Origin of the sequence: Dickeya aquatica (assembly GCF_900095885.1) — a bacterium.
Classification (GTDB): Bacteria; Pseudomonadota; Gammaproteobacteria; order Enterobacterales; family Enterobacteriaceae; genus Dickeya; species Dickeya aquatica.
This window is the reverse complement of the sequence record NZ_LT615367.1, coordinates 947822-968767: the sequence shown is the minus strand read 5'-3', so window position 1 is coordinate 968767 and position 20946 is coordinate 947822. Positions and strand designations below refer to the sequence as shown.

Below are 20946 nucleotides of genomic sequence, written 5' to 3'. Positions count from 1 at the left end.
GTCTCTTACCCTAGGTAAACTGATATTTGGGTTCGCACGGCATCGCCGTCACGTCCCCCTAATATTCATGTTGTTCAGACGGATATTCCTGCTGGAATTCAGCCAACAACGTTGCTTGCTCGTCAGTCAGAGCTAGGCTTTTCAGAAGTTCAGGTCTTCTAAGCCAGGTTCGGCCAAGCGACTGCTTCAAACGCCAGCGGCGTATTTGTGCATGATTGCCCGATAGCAACACTGCCGGAACATTCATGCCTTCCAACACTTCAGGACGGGTATAATGCGGACAATCCAGCAATCCATCGGCAAAGGAATCTTCCTCAGCCGAAGCTTCATGACCCAGCACACCAGGGATAAACCGGGATACTGAATCAATCAGCGTCATTGCAGGTAATTCACCGCCACTAAGAACGTAATCACCGATTGACCACTCTTCGTCAATTTCGGTTTTAATGACACGTTCATCAATGCCCTCGTACCTTCCGCAAACCAAAATCATCTTTTGATTTGCTGCGAGTTGACGTACGCCTTGCTGATCTAATTTGCGGCCCTGCGGTGACAGATAAATCACCCGGGCACCTTCGCCTGCCGCTGCTTTTGCTGCGTGGATAGCATCCCGCAAGGGTTGCACCATCATCAGCATACCGGGGCCACCGCCATAAGGGCGATCATCCACGGTACGATGCCGATCGTAAGCAAAGTCCCGAGGACTCCAATACTGTACGTTCAGCAGGCCTTTTTTAACTGCCCGGCCAGTGACTCCGTAATCAGTAATGGCGCGGAACATCTCAGGAAACAGGCTGATAACCCCAATCCACATAACACCGTTCCACTCATTAACTGCGTGTTTTACAGAGTTCAAAAACCAGGATCCCAGTCTACGTCAATACGATGAGTAGACAGGTCAACATGCTTGATAACCTGTTCGGTCAGAAACGGAATTAACCGTTCCTTCACCCCGTAAGCATCTTTCAGGTTGGCTCTCACGACCAGCACATCATTTGAACCGGTTTCCATCATGTCGATGACTTTACCCAGTTCATAGCCACCGACAGTGGTGACTGTGCAGCCGATAAGATCCTTCCAGTAGTAATCGCCCTCTTCCAGCTCAGGCAATTCGGCAGAATCCACCACAATTTCACAATTGGTGAATAAATTCGCCGCTTCCCGATCGTCAACATTTTTTATCTTGATGACCAGGTCCTGATTATGATGCCGCCAGCTCTCGATCTCGATCGATTGCCACTGGCCCTTGTTCTGGATAAACCAAGGTTGATAATCAAAAATACTTTCGGCGTCTTCGGTGGAGGAAAATACTCTGAGCCACCCTCTGATGCCGTACGTGGACCCCATTTTCCCCAATACAACCGGGTTTACCGGGATTTTCGGGCTGAGTTGCTTGCTCATTGCCACCACCGCAACAGATTACGCTGCTTTTTTAGCGTCTTTGATCAGCGCAGATACGCGATCAGAAACAGTTGCGCCCTGGCCAACCCAGTGCTCGATACGGTCAAGATCCAGACGCAGCTCTTCAGCCTTGCCTGTTGCGATCGGGTTGAAGAAACCTACGCGCTCAATGAAACGACCGTCGCGCGCATTGCGGCTATCGGTCACAACGACTTGATAGAACGGGCGTTTTTTAGCGCCGCCACGTGCCAAACGAATTGTTACCATAACATCCTCTTTAGTTAATAAAACAACCGGGCCCCATCGAGGAACGGGGCCCAGTGTCATATAAAAAGCCCGAAGATTTTACTCATTTTGGTGCAAAAAGCAATCTAAAACCCAGCCTTTGCGCCGTTACTTTCCCGGACCACTTCACATAAAGGCTCAACGCCCCGGAAAGCCCGGTGGCATCATCCCTTTCATACTGCGCATCATTTTAGCCAGACCGCCATTCTTCATCTTCTTCATCATGCGCTGCATATCATCAAACTGCTTCAGCAGACGGTTAACGTCCTGCACCTGCATGCCTGACCCCATCGCAATACGACGCTTACGAGAACCCTTGATAATCTCCGGTCTGGCACGCTCTTGCAGGGTCATTGAATGAATAATAGCCTCCATTCGTACCAGCACTTTGTCATCCATTTGTGACTTCACATTATCGGGAAGCTGTCCCACGCCGGGTAGCTTACTCATCATGCTGGCCATGCCGCCCATATTGCGCATTTGCTTGAGCTGATCGAGAAAATCGGTTAAATCAAACCCATCGCCTTTTTTCAGTTTTTTCGCCAGCTTTTCAGCCTGAGAGCGATCAACCTTACTCTCCAGCTCTTCGATAAGCGACAGCACATCGCCCATGCCAAGAATACGTGAGGCAATACGGTCAGGATAAAAGGGCTCCAGCGCATCGGTTTTTTCACCGACACCCAGGAACTTAATAGGTTTACCGGTAATGTGGCGAATAGACAGCGCTGCACCACCGCGGGCATCACCATCAATTTTGGTCAGGATAACCCCGGTCAGCGGTAGGGCTTCATTGAAAGCTTTGGCCGTATTCGCTGCATCCTGCCCTGTCATGGCATCAACCACAAACAGCGTTTCTACCGGGTTGATGGAAGCGTGCACCTGCTTGATTTCATCCATCATTGCGTCATCAACATGCAGACGCCCTGCGGTATCGACTAACAACACGTCATAGAATTTGAGTCTGGCATGTTGCAAGGCACGATTAACGATATCGATGGGCTTTTCATGCGCATCAGAAGGAAAAAAATCAACGTCAACGGTTTGTGCCAGCGTCTCTAACTGCTTGATTGCCGCTGGACGATACACGTCGGCAGAAACCACCAACACCTTTTTCTTCTGCTTCTCACGCAGGAATTTCCCAAGCTTAGCGACACTGGTGGTCTTACCGGCACCTTGCAAGCCCGCCATCAAGACGACCGCAGGCGGTTGCGCGGCCAAATTCAACGACTGGTTGACTTCGCCCATGGCGACTACCAGCTCATTTTGCACAATCTTGACGAACTCTTGCCCCGGCGTCAGGCTTTTATTGACTTCATGCCCCACCGCCTGCTCTTTCACGCGGCTGATGAAATCACGCACCACCGGCAACGCCACATCGGCTTCCAGCAGCGCCATGCGAACTTCACGCAGCGTCTCTTTAATATTGTCTTCCGTCAGCCGCCCACGGCCGCTGATATTGCGCAGAGTGCGCGATAGTCGATCGGTTAAATTTTCAAACATATCTCATGCTCAATGTGAAACGGGCCGCTACCGCGACGCAAACGGCAACAAGTATAACACGAAAGCCAGACCAATCTGCGTGCGCCAGCACGGATAACGGTTTGGTGCCACTGGCGACTAAGGCTATACTGGCCGTCAATTTTACTGAGTTGGTATGAATACCCTATCGCTATGTCTGCCTTCGCCATTGTCGCTTTAGCGGCCTATTTCCTCAGCCTTGGGCTTATTATTCCAAGTATCGTGAGGAAAAATGGGGCCTATCGTCGCCTTGCCGTGGTTTCTGCCACTGTTGCCCTGGCCTGCCATGCTGTGGCGTTGTATCAACGGATCTTCGATGTGCAAGTCGGTCAGAACCTCAGCCTGCTGAATATGGGCTCACTCATCAGCCTGATAATCTGTACGGTGATGACTATCGTGGCCTCACGTAATCGAGGCTGGTTTCTGCTACCTATCGTCTACACATTTGCATTGATCAATCTGGCTTTCGCCAGTTTCATGCCAGGCGAATTTATTACTCATCTTGAAGCCCTGCCGGGTTTGATGGTGCACATTGGGTTAGCGCTATTTGCCTATGCCACCCTGATGATAGCCGCATTGTATGCCTTGCAACTGGCGTTGTTGGATTACCTGCTCAAAACCAAGCGACTGGGTTTCACCGCTGATATGCCGCCTTTGCTCGGCATTGAGCGCAAGATGTTTCACATTACCCAGATAGGCGTCATTTTACTGACGTTAACCTTGTGCACAGGCCTGATTTACATGAATGACCTGCTCAGTAATAAGGATAACCTGCACAAAGCCCTGTTCTCTTTGCTGGCGTGGTTTGTCTATATCCTGCTGCTTTGGGGACACTACCATGAAGGGTGGCGAGGTCGTCGGGTGGTGCATTTTAATCTGATTGGCGCAATACTGCTGACACTGGCTTATTTTGGTAGCAGGGTTATCCAAAACTTTTTGGTTCAATAACCTGAGATGAAATGTGTTAGATGAAAAAAGAGAGCCCATGCTCTAATGCTTGTCAGTTAAGCCTTTGAAGGAGGCCGCAACGGATAACGTTGCGGCCTCTTTTTTACCGCTCTGGAGTAATGACGTGCTCTTCGTTCCGGCAGGACCGACCCTGGGGCCATTACCATTATCGCTTTCATTATTCACGGGATTTTTCCCGGTGCCACACCCGATAACAGGCTCAACTGACTTTTCGCTATCTGTGCCATCATGAACTTGTAGTGGTTTACAGAATCTGGCACACCATACGCAGTTGTGGCCACTCTGAGCATTTATCGGCATTGGAAGTGCGTCCGAAGGCGGCATCATTTTCTGGGTGTCGGGCGTTCACCATAGCGTGCCATCTACGGCCATCAGCGTCAGCCTGTTCCAGTGAGACAGGGGTGTTTTCTCAAACATTAACCGGACGACGTCTTCACCGGGTCGCTGGCCAATCAGTTCAGAAGAAAGGAGGTCTGAACGGGCCGCGAACGCCTTAGGAGTAAACGGGTGGATGGTGTCCAAAGCCTGACTGAGAAGCGTAAAAAATCCGTAATCCTTGAGAGATTACGGATTCTTGCAGAACTGCCGGATCGTTCAACCGATCATTTTTGTCTTAACCGATCGGCATTAGGCCCACGCTCTCTTTTTTATTGCAACACTGCGGCGATGACGATTGGATGCGAGAAAACTAAATGTGCAGTTCGGCCAGTTTTTCTTTTGGCAGAGCCAGATCATCGTTTTTATTGACAGCAACACCCAGCTCAAGAGTATGACGAGCAATATCTTGCGCCTCTTCCAGGGAGTGCATGGCATAAGTGCCACACTGGTATTCATTCAGCTCTGGAATTTTGCGCTGATCTGTCACTTTCAGCACATCTTCCATCGCTGCTTTCCAGGCCGCGGCAACGCGTGACTCTTCAGGTGTACCTATCAGGCTCATATAAAACCCTGTACGGCAGCCCATCGGAGAGATATCAATGATTTCCACGCCCTCACCATTGAGGTGATCGCGCATGAAACCAGCAAACAGGTGCTCCAGAGTATGGATACCGCGCTCCGGCATAATTTCGCTGTTAGGACGACAAAAGCGTAAATCAAATACGGTAATCGTATCCCCATGAGGGGTTGTCATGGTTTTAGCAACCCGCACAGCAGGGGCCGCCATACGTGTGTGATCGACAGTAAAACTATCTAGTAATGGCATATTGCCACCTCCTCATGAAAATTTATTTTTCGTTGTCAGGAAACTTTTCTTACAGCAACCGGTCATAACTAATGAAAGACGCGCATTTATTATCATCATCCCTATTATCAGAGATGTTCTTTTGGCCACCCACATATGGGGGTGGCCTTTTCTTTTTGCCTTGCTTATTCGCCAGAAGATGAGCGGTCGACAGCGAACTGTCTGGCAAGATAAGCATCAAAACTCAGCGAATCCTCTGCTTCAAGCTGGCGCTGGTGCTGCCAGGAGCGCTCACATTCAGAGACAAACTGGGTATCAGATAATATCTCTAACGGCTCTTGCAGCAGTTGCTCACGGTATTGTGCAGCCAAACGCAACCCAACGCCGCCACTGCCGCTTTCCAGCATCATAGACAGCACACGGGCAGAGAACGTCAGCTCTGGGTTATCAAATGCCTCAACCAGTTGGTCACAAACCTGTTGATAGGTGGGTTTCTCTTGTTCGCTATCCAGTAATTCTGCCACCCGGCGCAAGTCGGCAAATAATTCACGCCCGACCTCTGCAATAGTCTGACGTGTGGTATCGCACCCTATACCAACGGTTTGTCCGGGCTTACGTCCTTCCAGAATCACCCGGTTCCAGTTTTTACGCGTACAGAGCAGTTCTTCCTCGGTCATTTCGGGCGCATCAGCCAGCGCACACCAGATAAGGAACAGGTCAAGGAAATGCACCTGCTCGGCACTCACCCCGGTTGGAGAGAACGGGTTGATGTCCAGCGAGCGGACTTCAATGTACTCAATACCCCCACGCAACAATGCATCTGAAGGTGATTCACCAGGATGGGTCACCCGTTTCGGGCGAATCGGCGCATAGAGTTCATTTTCTATCTGCAACACATTCGTATTCAGTTGCAGATAATGCTCACCGCGCTTTAAACCGATGCGGGCATACTCTTGCGATGGCGTCTGAATCGCACGCTTAAGCGCTGCCACGTAAGTTTCAAGGTTGTTAAAGGTGATACCGAGATTACTTTGAGATTTATTGGTATAACCCAGATCGCTTAACCGCAGTGATGTGGCATAAGGCAAATAGAGCATGCCTTTTTGCGAGCGCTCAAATGGCAAGTGCGTCTCTTTGCCTTGCAAGAAAGAAGAACAGATGGCCGGAGAGGCACCAAACAAGTACGGGATCACCCAGCCAAAACGATAATAGTTCCGGATCAGTTGAAAATATCCGGCAGAAATAGCCTTTTTCCCCTCCATGGCATCGGTAATTCCCGTGCGCGCCTGCCAGAATGCCAGCGGCAAAGAGAAATTATAATGCACGCCGGAAATCGTCTGCATCAATGCGCCATAGCGGTTCTTTAACCCTTCGCGATATAGCGTTTTAAAACGCCCGATATTGGAAGAACCATACTGCGCCAACTCAATCGCTTCTTCAGCCTCAATAAAACAAGGCATACTCAGCGGCCACATCCGCTCATCACCAAGATGACGCGCTACATGGCGATGAATATCGCGCAAAAAAGCCAGTAACTGGTCAATGTCCTTGTGAACCGGAGTAATAAACTCCAGCAATGTTTCGGCAAAATCTGTCGTAATCCAGGGGTGGGTCAAGGCTGCGCCCAATGACTCTGGATGTCCCGATTTTGACAGATGGCCGTTTGCCATTACACGCAGTGTTTCACGCTCAATACCTCGCTGGATCCCTTTTATCGCTTGGGGATGCATTTCCAGCCAGGATAGCGCATGTGATACGTCAGGGATCAAATTGACCTCCCGCTATAAATAGATAGTCATGTTAATAAGAATAATGGAGGGTATATGGGGCCAACAACTGCAATTACAACGCTTACCCCATCCCCCATTTCAGAGTCAGGCCAACGACAACCAGATAACGCAGCACTTTTCCAATCAAGATACACAGTATCGTGCTCATCCAGGGCATTCTAAGCCACCCTGCCAGAACACATAGCACATCACCGATGACGGGAACCCAGCTCAGTAATAACGCAGCACAACCATAGCGCTGCAACCAGCGGCGGGCAGTATCCAGCCCCGTTTGCGGTTTTAACTCAGGCAACAGTCGACCTATCACGATATTGGTCAGTCCTCCAAGCGTATTGCCTGCTGACGCAACCACAATCAGCACCCAGGATTGAGCCTGGCTCCCTAATAGCAGCGCAATCAACACCACTTCAGAGCTCCCTGGCAGCAAGGTCGCGCTGAGAAAACTGCTCCAGAATAGGGAAAATGCCGCCCAAAAGTCAGTCACAGTGTTCTTACATCAATCACGTCCATGCCTGCGCGGCTGGCCGCCTGTAAACCGAAATCAGCATCTTCAAAGACAACACAATCAGCAGGATTAACCCGAAGTAACGTGGCGCAGCGTAAAAAGGTGTCAGGAAAAGGCTTGTGCTCTAGCACATCGTCTGCACCAACCACAGCAGTAAAATAGTCACGCAACCCCAAATGGCGAAGCAAGCGTTCTGCAAGATAACGGGTGCTGCCCGTCCCCACAGCCATAGGACGGCGACCATGGTAAGCTTTAACGACATCAATCAAAGGAAGAGGTTTTACCGTATCCATCAGCATCACATCAGCGAGTACCGCCTTTTCTGCCGCCAAACGCTGGGGATCCACATCAGACTGGTGATGCGCCACAATCGCCTGCGCAATTTTCCAGGTTGGCGCACCATTTAATGCGGCCATCGCCTCCCTGTCGTAACGCATTCCATATTTTGACAGCACTTGTTGCCAGGCCTGATTATGGGTTGGTTCGGTATCCAGAATCGTGCCATCCATATCAAAAATGAGGCCCTGATAGCGATCGTACATCATGACTCCATGCTTGCCGAAAGTAGGCAATTACTGTATCGCAAAGTCAAAAGGTTGTCGCTCACTCAATAACCCCATAAAAAACAGCTGAATAAGCTGTACTTTATCGGAGTACGTTAACATCATGATGAGAATCGATAGTATGAATTCACGCTATCTATAGGGCGTGAGGTGAATCATGGAGCGAATGATAGGACAGATGGAATGGGTGATTGTTCTGATCTGATGGGAAGTGAACAAGGAACGATTAATGGTGCATCCGGGAGGATTCGAACCTCCGACCGCTCGGTTCGTAGCCGAGTACTCTATCCAGCTGAGCTACGGATGCATTGATTAAATTTTTGGACTGAAAAGAGGATAAACAGCATTTTGATGGTGCATCCGGGAGGATTCGAACCTCCGACCGCTCGGTTCGTAGCCGAGTACTCTATCCAGCTGAGCTACGGATGCATTTCACGACGTACTGATAACTTCTTTTATAAAACATTTGTCTGTTACGCTTAGCATTGCATTAAATGGTGCATCCGGGAGGATTCGAACCTCCGACCGCTCGGTTCGTAGCCGAGTACTCTATCCAGCTGAGCTACGGATGCATATTTAATGGCGGTGAGGGAGGGATTCGAACCCTCGATGCAGCTTTTGACCGCATACTCCCTTAGCAGGGGAGCGCCTTCAGCCTCTCGGCCACCTCACCATCCTGACTTGTGGTTGCTAATCTTTTTCACTAGCGCTCACCTGTCTGCGTGGCGCACATATTACTTTCCCGGTCTTATAAGTCAAACAATTTTTCCGAGTTCGAACTCATTTGCACACTTCACACCCAACAAGAGTAGATTTACAGCAAAAAGCACATTTTACCATCAGTAAAACAATCAGTTATTTCTATAACACCGTGGAAATAAAATGCCGTGAAGATAATCACGAGAATAGAAACAACAGGAAAATATTGGGGGGATAGGCATATCAGACAAGGAAAAGAGAAATGCTTAAGCTCAGGCACAGTTGCCTGAATGGCAACAGCGCCTCGCCAATACGAGACGCCATTCAATCAATAAGACGTAGGCTGAGATTTTTCTGCCTGAATACGCTGGTAAATCTCTTCACGGTGTACAGAGACTTCTTTCGGTGCATTGACACCAATACGAACCTGATTGCCCTTTACTCCTAGTACGGTAACCGTAACCTCATCGCCAATCATGAGGGTTTCGCCAACTCGACGAGTCAAAATAAGCATTCTTTGCTCCTTGAAAGATTATAAAGAGTCAGGTCTCTGCGTTCTCCCATCATTATCCATCATGCCTGGGGAAAACGTAAACCTGGATGACAAAAACATCTCATCATCGCACTCATTGTTTGTTACTGATGTTCAGTTTAGTCGATATAAGACAGCTTGCGTTTTTTGTTATCACAACCTGGCTGCCATCATACAGCATCTTTGGGAAACCCAACGTATCAGCGGCGCAGCCTTGTTTACGGCATCCTTACCGCAGGCCAAAAACGCCAAAACCACTTACAGTCATGGCGTTTTTGCCGCGATAACATCTGTTAAGTATTTATAGCTTATCCGCGACCCAGGCTTCAATGCTGGCTAGTGCTGATGGCAACGCATCGACATCATTTCCACCTGCCTGCGCCATATCGGGACGGCCACCGCCCTTACCACCAACCTGGTTTGCGACAAAACCGATAAGCTCACCTGCTTTCACTCGGTCGGTCAATTCTTTGGTGACGCCAGCAATCAGGCTGACTTTATCATCAGCGATGGTTGAAAGCACAATGATAGCGGAACCCAGTTGATTCTTCAGGTCGTCGACCATCGTTCTCAATAGTTTAGGCTCGACATTGCTAAGTTGCGTCACTAATAATTTGACGCCTTTCACCTCTTTTGCCTTACCTGACAGAGAAGAGCTTTCCTGTGCAGCCTGCTGCTCTTTTAGCTGCTGTAACTCCTTCTCAAGGCCGCGCGCCCGCTCCAGCAACACGCGAACTTTCTCTGCTAATGTATGGCTGTCTCCTTTCACCAGTTGCGACACTTCCTGCAACACGTCACTCTGATGATGCAATGCTGCAATAGCCCCTTCACCGGTTACCGCTTCTATACGACGCACACCCGCAGCTGTACCCGACTCAGAGGTAATACGGAACAATCCGATATCACCAGTACGCTGAGCATGGGTGCCACCGCACAGTTCTATCGAAAACTCGCCCATCGACAGCACACGTACCCGGTCGTCATACTTTTCGCCAAAAAGCGCCATCGCGCCTTTTTCACGGGCGGCATCCAGAGCCATAACCTGCGTCTCTATCGGCAGGTTTTGACGGATCTGGGTGTTGACAATATCTTCAACCTGGCGAATCTGGACGGGCTTCATCGCTTCAGGATGAGAGAAGTCAAAACGAAGATAGTTGTCATTGACCAGCGAACCTTTCTGCGCGACATGTTCACCCAGCACCTGACGCAGCGCTGCGTGCAGCAGGTGTGTGGCTGAGTGATTAAGGCGAATGCGATCGCGACGAACCTGATCGACAACGGCATTCAGGCTATCCCCAACGCGCAGCACGCCTTGTTCTAGTTTACCGATATGCCCAACTGCCTGGCCATATTTTTGGGTATCTGTCACCGAAAAACGAACCGACGCCGACAACAACAGCCCCTGATCGCCTACCTGACCACCGGACTCACCATAAAATGGCGTCTCATTGAGGATGACGACAGCATCTTCACCCGCCAGGACTTCTTCAACCAACTCGCCCTGACGATAAAGCGCAACCACTTGCGATGCTTGCTCAGTACGTTCGTATCCTGAGAACGATGTTGAAGATTCAACGCGGATAAGGCTGTTGTAGTCGGCACCGAACCCACTGGCCTCGCGCGCACGCTGACGCTGCTCATCCATCGCACGCTCAAAACCGGCTTCATCAACCTTAAGATTGCGCTCGCGGCATACGTCGGCTGTCAAATCCACCGGGAAACCATAGGTATCATAGAGACGGAAAGCCGCTTCACCACTCAGTGTATCGCCTTTAAGTTGCTTGATTTCTTCATCCAGCAACAACAGACCACGTTCCAGAGTCCGGGCAAACTGCTCTTCTTCATTTTTAAGCGCTTGCTCAACCTGAGTCTGCTGGCGTTTAAGTTCTTCCGCAGCAGGCCCCATCACCTCTATCAGGGTTTCAACCAGTTTGTAGAAGAACGTATCCTTCGCTCCCAGCATGTTCCCATGACGGATAGCACGGCGAATAATACGACGCAGTACATAGCCACGGTTCTCGTTCGATGGCATCACGCCATCGGCAATCAGAAAAGCACAAGAACGAATATGGTCGGCAATCACTCGCAACGATTTATTATTCAGGTCATCGGTGCCGACAACCCTGGCTGCCTGAGCGATAAGCGTCTTGAACAGGTCAATTTCATAGTTGGAGTTCACATGCTGTAAGACAGCTGAAATACGTTCCAGCCCCATCCCCGTGTCTACCGAAGGCTTCGGTAGCGGCAACAGCGTTCCGTCAGCCTGACGGTTGAACTGCATGAACACCAGGTTCCAGATTTCGATATAACGATCGCCATCTTCCTCCGGACTTCCTGGCGGCCCACCCCAAATGTGATCGCCGTGATCGTAGAAAATCTCAGAGCAAGGGCCGCAAGGACCCGTGTCACCCATTTGCCAGAAGTTATCTGACGCATAGGGGGCACCTTTGTTATCACCAATGCGGATAATGCGCTCGCGAGGCACCCCGACTTCATTGGCCCAAATGTCATAAGCTTCGTCATCGGTAGCGTAGACCGTGACCCAAAGCTTTTCTTTCGGCAAACTAAACCATTGCGGGCTGGTTAATAGTTCCCAGGCATGAGCAATGGCGTCTCGCTTGAAATAATCGCCGAAACTGAAATTACCCAGCATCTCAAAGAATGTGTGGTGACGAGCGGTATAGCCAACATTCTCTAAATCGTTATGCTTGCCGCCAGCACGAACGCAGCGCTGAGAGGTGGTAGCCCGCGCATAGTTGCGTTTATCCAGCCCCAGGAATACATCCTTGAACTGGTTCATCCCGGCATTAGTAAACAGCAAGGTGGGATCGTTGTTGGGCACCAGAGAGCTACTGGCGACAACCTGATGTCCTTTACTATGAAAAAAATCGAGAAACGCTTGACGGATCTCAGCGGTGCTCTTGCTCATAATTGTCCCGATTAATGAAGCGAAAAGAACAGTCGCGGGCAAGGCGGATGCAGCATGCTGATGCGACCAAGCCAAACGCGAACAAAAAAGTGGGAATAAGATAAATTTTCTTAGGTGGGAAGTAAAATCCCGTATGCGTTCAATCGGAAAAATTCATATACATCGACTGAATGTCATCGTGAGAAAAACCACGATAAAGCAAGTAGCGCTGCACTTTGAGACGTGATGACCAGTCGGTCGGCAGAGTGGTGCCAAATTTACGGCTTGCGACAGTTTTAGCCTGTAATTGCCAGTCGATATCACATGATATGACTGCCAGATGTTGTGTTGACTTATCAATCCCTCGCTGATTCAGTTCAGCAACAATGCGCTGTAGCCCATAACCTTTACGGCAACGACTGGTAATATAACGACAGGCATAACGGTGATCATCTAACCACCCTTGCTGACGACAGTGGGTCAAAACGTGCTCCACTTGTTCGTTCAATGCACCCGGCTCTGTATCAGCACTGTCATATGCCGACTGCGCATAGACGGCCATTTTACGACGTAGTTCTCGTTCACTATGATCTCGTACTGCCAGCACATTCATTGCATAACGCAGTATTTTCGACATACCTGTCACTTAAATAAATACCCCGGCAGTACGTTTTTCATCAGTGAACATCACTCAGACATTGATGACAGACACAGCGGATGATGAATTAAAAATCATCATTAACGTCGCTACCTGCTTCTGCATTGTATTCAGCCACATCACCAGCGACAGTCGGTACCAGCTCATTACCTTTGTTTAGCAACAGCTCTCGTAATTTTTTATCAAGCTCAGCACAAATAGTCGTGTTCTCTTTCAAGAAATTACAGGCATTCGCCTTACCCTGACCTATTTTGTCACCATTATAGCTGTACCAGGCACCGGCTTTTTCAATCAGCTTGAACTTAACGCCAAGATCAACCAGCTCACCGTAAGTGTTAATCCCTTCACCGTACAGAATCTGGAACTCCGCCTGTTTGAACGGGGCGGCGACTTTGTTTTTCACCACTTTGACGCGGGTTTCACTGCCAACAACCTCTTCCCCTTCCTTGATGGCACCAATGCGGCGGATATCAAGACGTACGGAAGCATAGAACTTCAACGCATTCCCACCGGTCGTGGTTTCAGGATTACCAAACATCACCCCGATCTTCATGCGGATCTGGTTGATAAAAATCAGTAACGTATTGGACTGTTTAAGATTCCCGGCAAGTTTACGCATTGCCTGACTCATCATGCGTGCTGCCAGCCCCATGTGAGAGTCACCAATTTCACCCTCAATTTCCGCTTTCGGTGTCAGCGCTGCGACGGAGTCAACAATAATGACATCCACGGCACCGGAGCGAGCCAGCGCATCACAGATTTCCAACGCCTGCTCACCGGTATCTGGCTGAGAACACAATAGATTATCGATGTCTACGCCCAGTTTTTTCGCATAGATAGGATCAAGCGCATGTTCTGCATCAATAAACGCGCAGGTTTTGCCTTTACGCTGGGCAGCCGCAATAACCTGCAAGGTCAGCGTTGTTTTCCCCGAAGACTCTGGGCCATAAATCTCAACAATACGTCCCATCGGCAGACCGCCCACGCCCAAAGCGATATCCAGCGACAAAGAACCCGTAGAGATAGTTTCAACATCCATTGAGCGGTCTTCACCCAAACGCATGATAGAACCTTTACCGAATTGCTTTTCGATCTGACCCAGCGCTGCCGCCAGAGCCTTTTGTTTGTTCTCATCAATAGCCATTTCTACTCCTGTCGCGCGCTATCGCATTGTGCTGCGTTTTACCGAAAAATCTGTGTGGTTTTCACGCAGTTGCCGATTCATACATTACGAACTGATGAAACGCATTATACTGTATACGCATACAGCATCAAGCCCATTTTTATAAAAAGTGTTCCAGCAGGAACGTCAGGGCAAATGCCACCGCCTGTAGCCTGACCGCATCGCGATCGCCCTTAAATTGCATAACGCAGGTCGCCACGTCAGCCGAATCCGTTGCAAAGCCAAACCACACGGTTCCCACCGGCTTGTCTGGCGTTCCCCCATCAGGCCCGGCGATCCCGCTTATCGACACGGCAATATTTGCTCTGGCACGGTGTCGTGCTCCCGCTGCCATTTCAGCAACCACATTTTGGCTGACAGCACCGTACTGAGCCAACGTCTGAGGCTGCACGCCGATCAAGTCCTGTTTTGCCTGATTACTGTAAGTGACAAAACCATAATCAAACCAGGCCGAGCTACCGGCGATATCCGTTATGGCTTTCGCCAGCCAGCCACCGGTACATGATTCTGCACAGGTGATTTTTTCCCGTCTGGCGTTTAGACGCTCGCCGACCTGCCTGCTCAATTGCTTTATCTCTATTTCTGCCTCAGTCATCTCTCGTTTCCTCAAATGGGCTAGCCCGCAAGGCCGATGGCCCATCATCATAATGAACCACCGATCTGGCAGGGTAGCCTTTTTGCTATTATCACTGGAGTGTTTGTCGGGAATGCGAGGCAACACGCAACATAAAAGATTTACCTGCCGTATTATCGGTAATGAGCCAATATAACGTGTGACAGACAACAATAACGGCGATAGCGTTTTACGACATGCATGCCCCGCCTCGGGGCTTTTTTTATGCCTGATGTGCTTGTGGTGCCGGTTACAGCAATGTTATGACTACCCCCTTGTTGATGTAGCACACGGAGTAAGGCTCCATGCAGATTCGTAAGCTCACGACTGCCGACTTGAGCGAATTTCGCCGCATACGGCTTGAAGGGTTGCGACTGTCCCCGGCCGCGTTTGGTAGCCGGTGGGAAAAAGAACAGGCAGAAAGCGATGATTATTTCCTCTCCCGTCTGAGAAATCATCAGGTCTGGGGTATTTTTGTACCCGATGATGAATTAAGTGGTATTGCCGCATTTTATATGCCGTCGCCAGATGAAGGGGTGGTTTGTAGTGTTTATCTCAGCACCAGTCTGCGTGGGAGCGGTGCAGCCGAGCGGCTTATGCGTTCATTAATTAATGATGCAACAAATCAGGTATCCCGGCTCTCATTAATGGTTAACGCAGATAATGTTCGTGCCATTCGGTTATATAAGAAACTGGGTTTTAATCTCGATAAGAGTACGTTACCACATGCAATAATAAGCCCCCCATCAACAATACCCCAAGTGACCATTACTGATAATACGCAGAATAATACACAGAAATGGGCTTTAGTATTAAAGCCACGACAAGTTAAAAATTAAAATCCATTTAATATCAATTTATTGGGAAAGATCCTCATATTTCACCGCAAAAAAAAGCCCACCGCGAGGGTGGGCAAAAGACACTATTCTCTGGCATGAAGCATCCTGAAGACACAGGTTGGCGGCTTTCACCGCCTGAGATAAATACTATGATATAAAGATTAAGCCAACATTAGGAAAAATAAAAAATCACTATTTTTATAAAATCACATACAAATAAAATAAAAAAAAGCCCACCTTTCGGTGGGCGTAAACTTATAATAATAATGAAGCACTACCCTGGTGTTTGACGCGTTAGAGAGGATGTCTTGATAACAACAATACATGACATAGATTAAACCAACCTTAATTAATAAACTCAAACCCATTATTTACGTAAGAAAGATGGCACAATGATAAATTAATAAAAAACCACATGATAATCCCTCTGTTTATTATCATTATGATATTTATTGGCATAAAAAAAAGCCCATCATCCGATGGGCCTAACGAGAATAAAGTCGAAAATATATTTCTTGCTAAATAACATGGCACGACAGTCAATAACACTGATTAGAAGTGTAACAGATACTCTGGCATTTTCCCGGCTATCGCTGATTATTCTTCACTTTTGCGATCGCACGCCTGATTGCCCCCGTCATGCTATGGCGCTTTTTTCTTCATGCTGACAACCCGTTTATTCATGCGACATTTGCAGCAGACCACAGGCATCACGTAAACTTTCCTAAAACGCCTGACATCATCCGATACGGTTTACGCGCCATTCAGCCAGGATATTCATGCGTAACACCTTACATAGCGGGTCACCCGCTAAACAGTGATAAGGAGAAGCAGCACTTGCCACCTTTTATACCCACCACAGGCATGGCGGATCGGTTTACGGATAACATCAGCAGCAGTCTGTTTATTCCACAACCGGCTTCGCTGCTTTTCGATCTCTGGCGTGATCCCAAAACACTGCCTGTGCTGATGGATCATGTCGCACACATCGACATCATCAATTACACCGACTCACTGTGGCGGATGAAAGCCCCTCTCGGGCAATATATTGAATGGCGGGCGCGGATTATGGACGAGCAACCGGGCCAGTTCATTTATTGGCACTCGCTGCCGGGAGCCAGGATCCCTAATGATGGTCGACTGACATTTCGTCCGATAAGTGAGCACGGTGGCACAGAGGTGACACTCAGCATCCGCTTCGCGCCTCCTGGGGGATTTTTTGGCAGAACCTTGAGCCAGATGTTTCAGCTGTTGCCAAAAGAGATGCTACATAAAACGCTGTTACGTTTTCGCGATATGGCCGAGCATAGTCATTCAGAACCGGGGACGTAGCCCACCTTCAGCGCTGACAGTCAGCCCCCAAGTCACCGTTTACGTCGAAGAAAGCCTCACGGCTCACCAAAAGGTGAAGGCGAAAAAGAACAACAGGCGATGGTGATGCCATCGCCTGTTATGAGTACCGCAACCTGAGCTGGCAGTGTATGGCCTATTTTTTGCCCGGCATCATGCGCAATAAGGTGTCATCACGCACCACATAATGGTGGTACAGCGCCGCTATTGCATGTATCCCGACCAAAAAGTATCCAAGATTAGCCAGGAGTTCATGGATTTCTTTTAACGTATGGGCCATGTCATCATGGGTTTCGACAGCAACCGGCATGGCAATACCAAAAGCTGACCACTCAATGCCACGGTAGTACATCGACAACACGCCAAGCAGCGGCAAGGCCAAAAACATCAGGTACAAAAAGCCATGCACAGCATGGGAGGCAATAGAAACCAGCCGTCCGGGTTGCGGCGTAATCGGCGGCGTCGGGTAAATAAAGCGGATGACAACCCGTAAAATCATCAGCCCCCATACCGCTACCCCACAGCTATAGTGGGTGGCAGACATCAGCGCACGGGCACTGCTTCCTCGTGGCGTAAAACCACGTAACTCCATCGCAGCATAAGTGATAATCACCAGCAGCAGCATTAACCAGTGCAATGCAATCTGAGATGAGTGGTATTTGGTCTTCATGGAATTCCCTCTCTGTATAAACGTACAACATATGAACGTACAAAAAACATCTTCCCCCACCTCTATACCGCAGGTGACGGGGAATGCCAACCGATTGAGTTCTCGTCTGCCTGCCGAAACCCTGCGACAAGAGCTCCTCTACGCCAGCGAGAATCAGCGCAGCCAAAACACCGCTAGCTTAATTTCACAATATTAAGCCAGCATTAGTTTTTCACCTTAGTAGTGGTGAATCCCGCTTACGGGCAAAAAAAATCCCGCCGGAGTGGGCGGGAAACATAACAATTCTCTGACAGGGATGAATAACACAACATCAACAAGGGTTGAGACAAACATTACCAGTTGCTGTGTATAGAACTGTCATCCGTCAGTAAGGTTGATTCGCAGGTTGTAAGTCGAATTTGATGGCCGTCACACTTACCGGACAACGCAGACGGAGGGAGGATCAGCGCCTTCCCTCCATCAGTATCCGTGTTGCCAGCGCGGCCAGAACCGTGCCCATTAGCCAGCGCTGAAGCTGCTGCCAGCGAGGGCGGGCGGCCAGAAAAACCGCGATATATCCCGCCATCATCACCAGTGTGGCATTTACCGACATGCTGATGATAATTTGAGTCAACCCAAGCGTGAGAGACTGCACCAGCACCGCCCCCTGTTCCGGGTGAATAAACTGTGGCAATAGCGATAAATAGAGTACAGCGGCTTTGGGGTTCAACAAGTTTGTGACCAACCCCATGAAAAACAGGCGGCGATCACTATCGGGGTGCAGCGTGCGCAGTTGAAAAGGGGAACCCCCACCTTGCAGCGCTTGCCAGGCAAGCCACAACAAATAAACCGCCCCGGCAATGCGCAGGGCATCATAGGCCATGGGTACAGCCATCACTATCGCGGTAATCCCTAACGCAGCAGCCAGCATGTAAAACAAAAACCCCAGCCCCACTCCGGCCAGTGATATCAGGCCCGCACGCCGGCCCTGACACACGGTGCGAGAAATCAGATAGACCATATTAGGGCCAGGCGTTAATACCAGACCCAAAGCAATAGCGGCAAACGGCAATAACTGCGAGACACTGAGCATCTCTTCTCCTGAGTGCGATTATTCTTGCGGCGGGTAGTGGTAGTCCCAGCGGAAAAAGCCGTGTTCCTGAAACGCACCCGACAACAGCGACTGCTTGCGGGTTTTGACATAATTTGGCGGCGGACAGGTCACATTGCACATCCAGTAACCGGGAAACCAGGTCCCCATGCCGGGCAGTGAGGCAATTTCAGCATCCAGCGGGTTTAATTCCGGCAGCGAATAGTAAACAAACTCCCCAATAGAGTGTTCCACCCACTCTTCGGCACTCCCCGATTCCGCTAGCGGATTCGGATGCAGCGGCGAGCACGCCAGATTGACGAACTCTTTGACATGGTTCATTGACCAGCCACAGAACTCCAGCGGTCGCTGGCGCTCTGACATTTCAAACAGCCGGTCAACCGACAAGGCAGGCAACGGGTCAGGTTGATCGGGAAAAAATTCATTGTGTTTTTGCAGGCAAAGCAGCAGATAAGAGGCGACCAATGCCCCAAGTTGATGGATGACCAGTGCCGGATGTTCACCCGCACCGCCCCCAATAATCAGGTTCTCCGGTGTGCAGGAGAAATCCTCCGCCCCCCAGGGAGAATCCGTCACGTCTTCAAGAGGATGGTAGATGGGCAATCCATTCAAAAAACCCACCAGCTCGTGTTTGATGGTATCGATATAGCTCATGGTTTCCGGCTTTTACAGGTCTTCAGCGGCAAGACATCAGACGTAAGAAACAAAAAAATAATACACCAATAACAATACAGCAACCGAGTGAATAATGGCTGACATCCACATCAGCGGGCATATGACGATTATCACTCCGCCCTTGTACCTTGACAACTTACCCTATCCTGACAGGTTTTTTTCCGTTATCCACCGCATGCTTTTTCACTGGATATTTAGCCCGGTTTGCTTTTACAGATAACCTCTCTTATCTAAAAAAGAATGGCAGTGTTAATGAGTACATTTGTTTTTAATACTAAAAAGTTAATCTATTAAACTGATAGTTTTCGATATTTACTATAAGTTTCCATTCCTGTGACAGCGCGCTAGCCTGCAAATCAACCCCATACTCATTCACAACACAGGAGCAGGTTATGAAACAGAAAGTCGCGTTGGTCACAGGCGCAGGTCAGGGTATTGGCCGGGCGATTGCTCACCGGCTGGCAAAAGATGGCTTTGCCGTCGCTGTCGTCGACTATAACGGTGATACCGCAGGTCAGGTGGCACGGGAGATAACACAGCAGGGGGGCCGCGCCATCGCGCTCACGGCAGATGTTGCCGAACGCGAGCACGTCTTTGAGGCGGTACGCCACGCTCGCCAGCAGTTGGGCAGCTTTGATGTCATCGTCAATAACGCTGGCATAGCCCCGACAACGCTGATTGAAGACATCACGCCAGAAATTGTTGATAAGGTATACAACATTAACGTTAAAGGGGTCATCTGGGGTATTCAGGCGGCTGTGGAAGCGTTTAAGGCACAGGGGCACGGCGGAAAAATCATTAATGCCGCGTCACAAGCCGGCCATGTTGGCAACCCGGAACTGGCGGTCTACAGCTCCAGCAAATTCGCCGTACGCGGATTGACGCAGACGGCCGCTCGTGACCTGGCTCCGCTCGGTATTACGGTCAATGCGTATTGCCCTGGCATCGTCAACACCCCGATGTGGGCGGAGATAGACCGTCAAATCTCAGAAGCCGCCGGTAAGCCTCTGGGTTATGGCACAGCGGAATTCGCCAAACGCATCACCCTCGGCCGCCTGTCTGAACCGCAAGACGTGGCCGCGTGTGTCTCTTATCTTGCCAGCCCGGACTCTGACTATATGACTGGCCAATCCCTGCTGATTGACGGCGGAATGGTATTTAATTAACCCTATCGGGTGGGGGCTCCCCCGCCCTGTCACCTGCTCGGGCCACTACCGATGGTGTTATCCGGTATGTTGTCTGTGGGCTGGCTCACTGTTCTTGCCTTTACCCTACTCAGGGTATGCCTATTAATTCAATAGAAACAACAGCCATTCTCTGTGCCAATAAAACCGCTACAGTAACGCTGTTGTCATCTCGCCTGATGGCGATAACACAGATTTTCTGCTGATGACGTTAGGTACGTGTAATAAAAATGGACCCACAGCAATAACCCAATCCTATTGTTGTTCAATGACATGGAAGATGAGGAAAGTTATGAGCATTCAACGCGCTATTCCCTTGATTAACCGCTGG

20 protein-coding genes and 4 tRNA genes are annotated in these 20946 nt (G+C 49.6%); 4 read left to right on the top strand and 20 right to left on the bottom strand.

The window, feature by feature from the left end; genetic code table 11:
* Positions 1 to 58: 58 nt before the first annotated feature.
* The 4 genes from trmD to ffh form a co-directional block, all read right to left on the bottom strand.
* Positions 59 to 814, bottom strand: a complete 756-nt coding sequence (gene trmD / locus DAQ1742_RS04405; RefSeq protein WP_035340195.1) for a tRNA (guanosine(37)-N1)-methyltransferase TrmD — start codon at positions 812 to 814, stop codon at positions 59 to 61.
* Between the two features lie 38 nt (positions 815 to 852).
* Positions 853 to 1401 carry a ribosome maturation factor RimM gene (gene rimM / locus DAQ1742_RS04400; protein ID WP_035340194.1) on the bottom strand — a complete coding sequence of 183 codons (549 nt, stop codon included), beginning with the start codon at positions 1399 to 1401 and terminating at the stop codon, positions 853 to 855.
* A gap of 18 nt (positions 1402 to 1419) precedes the next feature.
* Positions 1420 to 1668 (bottom strand): 30S ribosomal protein S16, encoded by a 249-nt coding sequence (gene rpsP, locus DAQ1742_RS04395; RefSeq protein WP_035340192.1) that lies wholly within the window; start codon positions 1666 to 1668, stop codon positions 1420 to 1422.
* A 156-nt stretch (positions 1669 to 1824) separates the two neighbouring features.
* Positions 1825 to 3186: a signal recognition particle protein gene (ffh, locus tag DAQ1742_RS04390; protein WP_035340190.1), complete on the bottom strand. Its 1362-nt coding sequence runs from the start codon at positions 3184 to 3186 to the stop codon at positions 1825 to 1827.
* 171 nt (positions 3187 to 3357) lie between these two features.
* Here ffh and DAQ1742_RS04385 point away from each other — a divergent pair, with 171 nt between their 5' ends.
* Positions 3358 to 4152 (top strand): cytochrome C assembly family protein, encoded by a 795-nt coding sequence (locus DAQ1742_RS04385; RefSeq protein WP_035340188.1) that lies wholly within the window; start codon positions 3358 to 3360, stop codon positions 4150 to 4152.
* A gap of 709 nt (positions 4153 to 4861) precedes the next feature.
* Here the strand turns inward: DAQ1742_RS04385 and luxS are convergent.
* The 13 genes from luxS to pncC form a co-directional block, all read right to left on the bottom strand.
* Positions 4862 to 5377, bottom strand: coding sequence for an S-ribosylhomocysteine lyase (luxS, locus tag DAQ1742_RS04380; protein WP_035340186.1), 516 nt, complete (start codon positions 5375 to 5377; stop codon positions 4862 to 4864).
* Between the two features lie 164 nt (positions 5378 to 5541).
* Positions 5542 to 7125 (bottom strand): glutamate--cysteine ligase, encoded by a 1584-nt coding sequence (gshA, locus tag DAQ1742_RS04375; protein ID WP_035340184.1) that lies wholly within the window; start codon positions 7123 to 7125, stop codon positions 5542 to 5544.
* A gap of 82 nt (positions 7126 to 7207) precedes the next feature.
* Positions 7208 to 7630: a YqaA family protein gene (locus tag DAQ1742_RS04370; RefSeq protein WP_035340182.1), complete on the bottom strand. Its 423-nt coding sequence runs from the start codon at positions 7628 to 7630 to the stop codon at positions 7208 to 7210.
* Positions 7627 to 8193, bottom strand: a complete 567-nt coding sequence (gene yqaB, locus DAQ1742_RS04365) for a fructose-1-phosphate/6-phosphogluconate phosphatase (protein WP_035340180.1) — start codon at positions 8191 to 8193, stop codon at positions 7627 to 7629. The genes DAQ1742_RS04370 and yqaB overlap by 4 nt, the downstream gene beginning before the upstream one ends.
* Positions 8194 to 8444: 251 nt before the next feature.
* Positions 8445 to 8521 (bottom strand) — tRNA-Arg (locus DAQ1742_RS04360).
* Between the two features lie 45 nt (positions 8522 to 8566).
* Positions 8567 to 8643, bottom strand: a tRNA-Arg gene (locus DAQ1742_RS04355).
* A gap of 66 nt (positions 8644 to 8709) precedes the next feature.
* A tRNA-Arg gene (locus DAQ1742_RS04350) sits at positions 8710 to 8786 on the bottom strand.
* An 8-nt stretch (positions 8787 to 8794) separates the two neighbouring features.
* A tRNA-Ser gene (locus DAQ1742_RS04345) sits at positions 8795 to 8887 on the bottom strand.
* Between the two features lie 354 nt (positions 8888 to 9241).
* Complete coding sequence (gene csrA / locus DAQ1742_RS04340) at positions 9242 to 9427, bottom strand: carbon storage regulator CsrA (protein ID WP_005972168.1); 186 nt, start codon at positions 9425 to 9427, stop codon at positions 9242 to 9244.
* A 319-nt stretch (positions 9428 to 9746) separates the two neighbouring features.
* Entirely contained in the window at positions 9747 to 12374 is a 2628-nt protein-coding gene (alaS, locus tag DAQ1742_RS04335; RefSeq protein WP_035340176.1) for an alanine--tRNA ligase, read from the bottom strand.
* Positions 12375 to 12513: 139 nt separating this feature from the next.
* Positions 12514 to 12990 (bottom strand): regulatory protein RecX, encoded by a 477-nt coding sequence (locus DAQ1742_RS04330; protein WP_035340174.1) that lies wholly within the window; start codon positions 12988 to 12990, stop codon positions 12514 to 12516.
* Between the two features lie 88 nt (positions 12991 to 13078).
* Positions 13079 to 14155, bottom strand: coding sequence for a recombinase RecA (gene recA / locus DAQ1742_RS04325; protein ID WP_035340172.1), 1077 nt, complete (start codon positions 14153 to 14155; stop codon positions 13079 to 13081).
* A gap of 139 nt (positions 14156 to 14294) precedes the next feature.
* Complete coding sequence (gene pncC, locus DAQ1742_RS04320) at positions 14295 to 14789, bottom strand: nicotinamide-nucleotide amidase (protein WP_035340170.1); 495 nt, start codon at positions 14787 to 14789, stop codon at positions 14295 to 14297.
* Positions 14790 to 15112: 323 nt separating this feature from the next.
* Here pncC and DAQ1742_RS04315 point away from each other — a divergent pair, with 323 nt between their 5' ends.
* Both DAQ1742_RS04315 and DAQ1742_RS04310 read left to right on the top strand, forming a co-directional pair.
* A complete protein-coding gene (locus DAQ1742_RS04315) occupies positions 15113 to 15646 on the top strand; it encodes a GNAT family N-acetyltransferase (protein WP_035340168.1) in 534 nt (177 codons plus the stop codon).
* An 864-nt stretch (positions 15647 to 16510) separates the two neighbouring features.
* On the top strand, positions 16511 to 16978 hold the full coding sequence (locus DAQ1742_RS04310) for an SRPBCC family protein (RefSeq protein ID WP_035340166.1): 468 nt from the start codon (positions 16511 to 16513) through the stop codon (positions 16976 to 16978).
* Between the two features lie 154 nt (positions 16979 to 17132).
* Here the strand turns inward: DAQ1742_RS04310 and cybB are convergent, their stop codons facing one another.
* From cybB to DAQ1742_RS04295, 3 genes are all read right to left on the bottom strand, one after another.
* Positions 17133 to 17666: a cytochrome b561 gene (gene cybB, locus DAQ1742_RS04305; RefSeq protein WP_035340164.1), complete on the bottom strand. Its 534-nt coding sequence runs from the start codon at positions 17664 to 17666 to the stop codon at positions 17133 to 17135.
* 442 nt (positions 17667 to 18108) lie between these two features.
* Positions 18109 to 18738, bottom strand: a complete 630-nt coding sequence (locus tag DAQ1742_RS04300; RefSeq protein WP_035340162.1) for a LysE family translocator — start codon at positions 18736 to 18738, stop codon at positions 18109 to 18111.
* A gap of 18 nt (positions 18739 to 18756) precedes the next feature.
* Complete coding sequence (locus tag DAQ1742_RS04295) at positions 18757 to 19410, bottom strand: hypothetical protein (protein WP_035340160.1); 654 nt, start codon at positions 19408 to 19410, stop codon at positions 18757 to 18759.
* A gap of 413 nt (positions 19411 to 19823) precedes the next feature.
* On the opposite strand from DAQ1742_RS04295, the gene DAQ1742_RS04290 reads away from it, so the two are divergent.
* Positions 19824 to 20597, top strand: a complete 774-nt coding sequence (locus DAQ1742_RS04290; protein ID WP_035340157.1) for a (S)-acetoin forming diacetyl reductase — start codon at positions 19824 to 19826, stop codon at positions 20595 to 20597.
* Positions 20598 to 20946 lie beyond the last annotated feature (349 nt).